Here is a 3,527-nt window from a genome sequence, read left to right on the forward strand (position 1 = left end):
TTTACTTCTAAAAATGCGTGTAATTCGCGAGCGTTAACAGTTTGAACTGTTTCCTGTCCAATTATTTGTTCTGATATTTTTGCTAATTTGACTTATCTATCTTCTTCATCCATATGGATGACGCCTTCACCTTCGTCGCATGCGTTTGGTGGAGCGTTTGGATCAAGGGTATCGTCCTTGTCTGGTGTGGTGTTTGCAACGTTTCCAGCCGCATCTTCTTGCGCTTTATCAAAAAGTTCGCACTCTATTTTTGTGGTGTAACCACCCGTTTTATCAAGTTTGTGCTTAACACTTTTGATACGCCATTCTGCTGGAATATAGGGGCGGAAAGGGGGCTCTTGAACAAGCTTTGCTTCCGCTTGTACAAAGGGATCACCACCAATATCACATGAGAAAGAAGACTTACCGCGTGATGATTTATTGCGATAAGCCGCAATGGCCGCAACAGCTTCTGATTGATTGTGGTAGGTGTATTTGAGTTCATGAAAAGGCTCTTTACCAACCTTGACTTCTTTTTTTTCACCAGTGCGAATATCGTGATAGTTTGCAATAACACCGCCTTTTTTCTCTTCTTCTTGCTCTTGATNTTGTCATCCATATGGATAAAGTTTTCATCATCATCAATCTCTTCTGGTTCTCGTGCATCAGCCGCGGCTTTTTGGTCGTCCCCCACATCTGTTTCTAAGCCATTGGCTGCACCTGCTTCATCTCGTGCGCTGTATTTAAAATCCCAAGAGGTACAATGTTTCTCATGAATAACAACAATAGGGAGTGTTTCACCGGTGATGGCTTTACCTTCCCCCCGTTTAGCCAAAACAAGCTTGCCATCAACGGGTTTTGCTACCGCATCATACTCTTCTGCAAGGCGCGTAGCAAAAGCCATATCGCTTTCAGAAGTTTGGTCAATGTGACGCACAACAATTTTAGCAAGAGCAGGGTCAACTTTTGGTGTATAGCCATTGCGCTCTGCTATCTCTTGAACAATACTGCCAAGGGTTTGTTGGTGATAGGATTGGCTTTTGGGTGTTCTATAAGATGTGTTCATAGAGGCGGCGCGTCCTGTCACGCTTAGGCTTTGAGGCGGGCTGCTTACAGAGATTTCGTCTATCAGATAGGATCCCATATCGCGATTTTTCCCGCCTTCATAGCCAAGTGTTATGGAAATAACTGTCCCGATAAGAGGAATATCAAGAAAGCCGTTATCACTGTCACGCGCACGGTCATCAAGCTCTATAGTGATACGATCACTTTTGTTTTCTGCTTCATCGGTAATTTCAATCGACAAAACATAATCCATAAGAGTTTTTGTGATGTCCTCTCCATTTGCCATCACTGTGCAAAAAGGTTTCATGATTTGCTACCCCAAATTCTGATCACTGGTGTGGCTTTCGGATAGGGGAGGGACGGCAAAACTATGGTGATTCCTGCTTTTAAGATAGGTCCATAGTCTGCAAGACCAAAGTTTGCTGCATAAACGCGTTCAACAGCAAGAGCTTGTTGACCTTTGGCATAGTATTTCCAGCAAATGGCATCCACCATATCGCCATCTTTGGTCATATAAAGGTCACTCATAGGTCTTCACCATATTCTCTCAACTTTATCGTAAATTCTTGTTTTTTGGGGGTGCCGTTATGATGAAAAACACTTTGCTTTTCCTCTACAGAAAGAATGACAAACTTACCTAAGATTTTGCCTTGACCAGTCACAAGAATGTGAGGTCCCATATGCGCTATTTGCCGTAAATATTCGAGCTGTCTGTGACCACCTTTGAAATCTGGATAAATCACACCAGTTAAAGAAAATTCCGCATTTGCAAGGGCAGGCAATTGAAGCGCTGCTTTGCGCCCCAATCGCCCTTGCTCGACCCATGGAATGCCATAAGACATGTCAAGGGTTTGATAGGCAGCCGTTTCAATGGAAAAGATAAAACCACCCAAAGCTAACATCATGATGTTTAATCCGAAAGGCTAGAGGCTATAGCCAAGCGTTGCTGTTTGGCATAGCGTTCAAGGGCTTGATTGACTGCGTCTCTGATTTCGTCCTTTAAACCATTGGGGACGGAAATATTTAAATTTGAAATCATCACACGGGCGTCTACTTCAACGGGCTTATGAACCGTAATTGGCTTTGGAGCTTTAAAGGCACCCACTTTTGCATTTGTAGCCTGCATTTGTCCTGTTTCAACGACACTTGTATTAAAACCACTCTTGCGTTTTTCAGGTGGGGTATTTGTAACCACTACTGTATCCAGCATTTTTTTTGCACGTGCATTGGTTTCATCGGTAAAGGTTTTAATGGTCTGGGTTGAAGTTTTGTTGATTGAAACATTAAAGCCTAGCTTTTCTTTCATCCAATTAGGCATCCAGCTGGTTAATTGATTAATCTGGTTGCTGAACCAATCAGATAGAGCATTCCATTGGCTTTTGATGCCGTCCCAAAGCCCGTTAATCAGATTGGATCCTGCTTCCATTAAATCAACGCCAAGCAACCATTTAATGAGTTCATTGATTCCTTTTGCTATCCAATAGAGTGGTGAAAAGTTTTTAAAGAGCGTAAAGAGGTTATTGAAAATGTTACTACATAAGCTGTAAAAAGAATTCCATAGCTTTCCTAAGAAGCTTATTACGGTATTCCAGTTTTTGTAGAGTAGATATCCAGTAGCAATAAGCACTGTAATGCCGCCTATTATCCAGCCTATGGGAGTAGACATCATGACGATGCGAAGCGCGGCGAATGCTGTACCAATTACAGCTAATGATGCTACCAACAAGCTTTTTATTTTGTCCCAATATTTGTAAAGCACATATAGAACAGCAATAAGCGCAACAATGCCACCAATTACCCAAGTGATAGGAGAGGACATCATGATGATACCAAGCTTAACAAACGCTGCACCAATTACAGCTAATGATGCAACCAACCGGAAATCTATTTCATCCCAGTATTTACACAGTGCAATAACTGCTGCAATACCACCAAGTATCCAGCCGATAGGTGTGGTCATGATTGCATAGCCAAGTGTGACAAACGCTGCTCCCGCTGCGGCTAACGCGGCAATGAGTGGACCAAAAATGAACGAACCAAGTGCCACAAGTCCTACCTTAAAGAGGGTTATTTCACCAATCAACGGCTCCATCCATTGGAACCAGCCTTTAATCCTCTCTGTGAGATCACTGATGCCTTTTCTTAAATCAGAGGTAGGATTAAGCAAATCATTAAGGACTTTTTTTAAGGTTTTTGCCCAGCTCGCAACGGTTGTTTGAATGAGGTCGCGGTTTTCATCAATCAATTTTGAAAAACCGTCAATCATATCATTAATCACGGGCATGAAACGCGCGCCAATAAAGCTCGCGATACCGCCTATTTTTTTCTTAAAGGCACCAAGCTTGTCACTTAAATCTGCTGCATAGCGTGCAACATCGGCACCTATCAGCCATTTTCCTTTTCGCGCCTTTGCAAACAGCTCTTTAATGGGTGCCATGCCTTGTGCAAGCATGGTCGCCATTTCTTTACCATCGCCCCCAAAC

General features: G+C 42.8%; 3 protein-coding genes and 2 pseudogenes. All 5 read right to left on the minus strand.

From position 1 onward, the window contains the following. A pseudogene (locus ACFIME_RS07185) lies at positions 1–77 on the minus strand (phage antirepressor Ant); the annotation flags it as partial. Between the two features lie 15 nt (positions 78–92). Continuing rightward, positions 93–1,351: pseudogene (locus tag ACFIME_RS07190) on the minus strand (phage late control D family protein). Further along, positions 1,348–1,572, minus strand: a complete 225-nt coding sequence (locus tag ACFIME_RS07195; RefSeq protein ID WP_375684723.1) for a tail protein X — start codon at positions 1,570–1,572, stop codon at positions 1,348–1,350. The pseudogene ACFIME_RS07190 and the gene ACFIME_RS07195 overlap by 4 nt, the downstream one beginning before the upstream one ends. Then, on the minus strand, positions 1,569–1,949 hold the full coding sequence (locus tag ACFIME_RS07200) for a phage tail protein (RefSeq protein WP_375610709.1): 381 nt from the start codon (positions 1,947–1,949) through the stop codon (positions 1,569–1,571). The genes ACFIME_RS07195 and ACFIME_RS07200 overlap by 4 nt, the downstream gene beginning before the upstream one ends. Before the next feature lie 5 nt (positions 1,950–1,954). Beyond that, on the minus strand, positions 1,955–3,527 hold a 1,573-nt coding region (locus ACFIME_RS07205), incomplete at its 5' end, for a phage tail protein (RefSeq protein WP_375684724.1).

This window comes from Bartonella sp. AP1QHHD (assembly GCF_042196265.1).
In the GTDB taxonomy this organism is placed as follows: domain Bacteria; phylum Pseudomonadota; class Alphaproteobacteria; order Rhizobiales; family Rhizobiaceae; genus Bartonella.

Coding starts and splice junctions, on each gene's coding strand:
- ACFIME_RS07195 (WP_375684723.1), bottom strand. CDS start 1,572: ATGAGTGACCTTTATATGACCAAAGATGGCGATATGGTGGATGCCATT.
- ACFIME_RS07200 (WP_375610709.1), bottom strand. CDS start 1,949: ATGATGTTAGCTTTGGGTGGTTTTATCTTTTCCATTGAAACGGCTGCC.